Consider the following 3150-nt stretch of genomic DNA (forward strand, 5'->3'; position numbering starts at 1 on the left):
GCATTCGAGCGCCGCTGCATCCGCTCCAGCTTCGTTGCGCTCCTTCACCATACTCAACGGTATGCCTCAGTCGCGCGCCTTGCCGGCGCGGCGCATCGACGCTCTCGGTGCGTTACCGTATTTATGAAGTGAAGCACTAAGCGCCGCGTAAAGACGCCCAGGAATCGGCCGCCGCGAAGTTTTTTCCCGTTGGCGCGTTTGCCCGGTTTCGGTTTACATTGGAAAGTTGAAGGATTCGACCGGGAGGTGACGCGATGATCCGAAGGATACAACACATCGGTGTGGCGGTCAGGAAACTCGACGACGCCGTTCCCTACTATCGCGACGTGCTGGGTCTTCCCCTCGTCGGGATCGAGGAAGTTGCCGAGCAGAAGATAAGGGCAGCAGTGTTCCGGGTGGGGGAAAGCACAATTGAAGTTATAGAGTCGACCACCCCCGACGGCCCCGTCGGCAAGTTCCTCGAAAAGAACGGGGAAGGTATCCATCACCTCTGCTTCCAGGTGGATGACGCATCCGCAGCGCTGGCGCATGCGAAGGGAAAAGGCGTCCGCCTCATCGACGAAGCCCCCCGCGCCGGTGTGCACGGGATGAAGATCGGATTCCTCCATCCGAAATCGACCTTCGGCGTCCTGACCGAGTTCGCCCAGGAAGGGGAAGAGCATCCGTGAGCGTCGAGACGGCCGGCGGCCCGCAGCGCACGCTGCTCCTGGTCCTTCATAACCACCAGCCGGTGGGGAACTTCGATTCCGTGCTCGAGGATGCCTGCCGGAACGCCTACCTCCCGTTCCTCGAAACGCTCGACGGCTTCCCAGGGGTCAAGGTGACCTTGCACTATTCCGGCCACCTCCTTCGCTGGATCGCAGAGAACTCGCCGGAAGTTTTCCGTCTACTGGGGTTGATGGTTTCCAGGGGTCAAGTGGAGATACTGGGCGGCGGCATGTACGAGCCTATCCTCGCCCTTCTTCCGGAGCGGGACAGGCAGGGCCAGCTTCGCGCCATGTCGGAAAGCGTCCGTGAATGCTTCGGAAGGCGGCCGGAAGGGATATGGCTCGCGGAGCGCGTCTGGGAGCCCGATCTCGCGGCGTCACTCTCGGCGGCAGGCGTGAATTACCTTCCCCTGGATGATTACCACTTCCTGCGGGCGGGGTTATCTTCCGTAGAGCTGGACGGCGTTTACCTTACGGAGGCAGGCGGCGGCGCGGTGCGTGTGTTCCCCGGGAGCGAACTGCTGCGGTACCTGATTCCTTTCGGTTCGGTGGAAGACACTCTATCAGCGATAGACCGGATGACATCGAGAGAAGTGCCGTTCCCCGCCGCGATTTTCGCGGACGACGGCGAGAAATTCGGCGTATGGCCCGGGACGCACAAGAGCGTGTACGGGGAAGGATGGCTTAAACGCTTTTTCGAGGGCGTCTGGGCGAGGCGTGACCGGATCTCGACGATGACGCTTGCGGAGTACGCTGCCCGCGCGCCCATCCGGGGGAGGATCTACCTTCCCTCCTGCTCCTACATCGAAATGGGGGAATGGGCCCTTCCACCGGGAAGGGCGGCGCGATTCGGAGACCTTCTCCACGATTTCAGGGCGGGCGGGATGAAGGATATGAAACCCTTCGTGCAGGGGGGGCACTTCCGGAACTTCCTGCGCAAGTACGAGGAGTCGAACCAGCTCCACAGGCGGGTATGCAGGGTCAGCGAAAGGGTGGACGAAGCCGCACGCAGGAACGGCGACGCGGCGGGGCGCGATTTCCTCTATCGGGCGCAGTGCAACGACGTCTACTGGCACGGCGTATTCGGGGGTCTCTATCTGAATCATTTGCGGGAGGCCGCCTACGCCAACCTGCTCCGTGCGGAAGAAGCTTCGGACAGGGTGCTGCACGCCGGAAAGGACGATTGGACGGAAGCCGTCAAGGCGGACCTCGACCTCGACGGGGGAACGGAGGTTCTCCTCAAGACCTCGGCTCTGACCATTTTGGCGCACGCCCATGACGGAGGGTCCCTTACGGAGATCTCCCTTCCCAAAAGAGGGGTGGCGCTCGGGCACGTGCTGACGCGGCGGGAAGAGGGATACCATGCCAAGTTCCGGATGGCGGGCGGCTCGTTCGACGGATCCACCAGCATCCACGACATCATCGTTCTGAAGGATCCGTCCGTGACCGAAGCGCTTTCCGTCGATCCGTGGCAGCGGGCGTCGTTTCGCGAAGCGCTCTACCGCGACGGGGACACGGTGGAGGGAATCCTGGACGATTCGGTTTCCCCGCTGTGCGCCACCGCAGGGCGGGAAGCGAAAGTGGAGATCACCCGCAGCGGATCGCGTCTCGTCCTGTTCCAGCACATGGGTATTCCTATCGATGGCGCCGACATTTCCCTTGAAAAGGCCCTGGAGGTCAACGCGGGGGAGGAAGCGTTCTCCGTCCGTTACCGCCTTATCAACCAGGGGAAGGAAGCGGTCTCCTTCAGGTTCGTTTCCGAGTGGAACATGAACTTCCTTTCGGGAAGCGGACCCGACCGCCGGTATGAAGGAACCGCGGGAGATTCGGCGCTCTCCTCCCGCGGCGTGTCGGACGGCCTTCGGGAATTCAGGGTCGTCGACGGCTGGCGCAAAGTCGCCGTCAGGGCGAAGTCGGACCGGGATTTCTCGCTCCTCCGCTACCCGGTCGAGACCGCCTCGCTTTCGGAATCCGGCGCGGAAAAGATCCACCAGGGGGTATGCCTCCGGCTCCTCTTTTCGGCGAAGCTGCCCCCCGGAGGATATGAATATTATTCATTATTTTGGTCCGTAATTTCTGTTGCCCCCTGATTTGCAAAACGGTATGTTAGTCCCCACAAATCGATAATGGGGACATTTCCGGTTGCGCTCCGATGCCTTTCGATCCGCCGGAAATGTTCCGCCTGCTGATCGAAGGAGTGTTAAACGCCAGGCGTAAAAGGAGGGGTGCGATGAGAATCGGCAAGGCATTGGTAGTGATGTTGGTGTTGATCTTTTGCGCGGCGTCGGCGAATGCCGCGGGCTTCCGGCTGCCCGAGGCCGGGGCAAAGGCAATGGGAATGGGGTTCGCCTTCACAGCGCAGGCGGACGACCCGTCGGCGATATACTTCAACCCGGCGGGCATCATGCAGCTCGAGGGAACCAACGTGATGGTCGGCGCCACC

The 3150-nt window shown here is 61.7% G+C and carries 3 protein-coding genes; all 3 read left to right on the forward strand.

Annotated features, from left to right (window positions below):
- The first annotated feature begins 254 nt into the window (after positions 1 to 254).
- Entirely contained in the window at positions 255 to 668 is a 414-nt protein-coding gene (gene mce, locus HY896_09100; protein ID MBI5576502.1) for a methylmalonyl-CoA epimerase, read from the forward strand.
- Positions 665 to 2797, forward strand: coding sequence for a DUF1926 domain-containing protein (locus tag HY896_09105; GenBank protein MBI5576503.1), 2133 nt, complete (start codon positions 665 to 667; stop codon positions 2795 to 2797). The genes mce and HY896_09105 overlap by 4 nt, the downstream gene beginning before the upstream one ends.
- 140 nt (positions 2798 to 2937) lie before the next feature.
- Positions 2938 to 3150, forward strand: a 213-nt coding sequence (locus HY896_09110) for an outer membrane protein transport protein (GenBank protein MBI5576504.1), incomplete at its 3' end; no start/stop codon positions are given.

Source organism: Deltaproteobacteria bacterium (assembly GCA_016218975.1).
GTDB lineage: Bacteria > Desulfobacterota > Deferrimicrobia > Deferrimicrobiales > Deferrimicrobiaceae > JAENIX01.

What these genes read in the sequence shown, in the direction of transcription:
- mce (MBI5576502.1), top strand. Translation starts at nt 255, where the DNA reads ATGATCCGAAGGATACAACACATCGGTGTGGCGGTCAGGAAACTCGAC.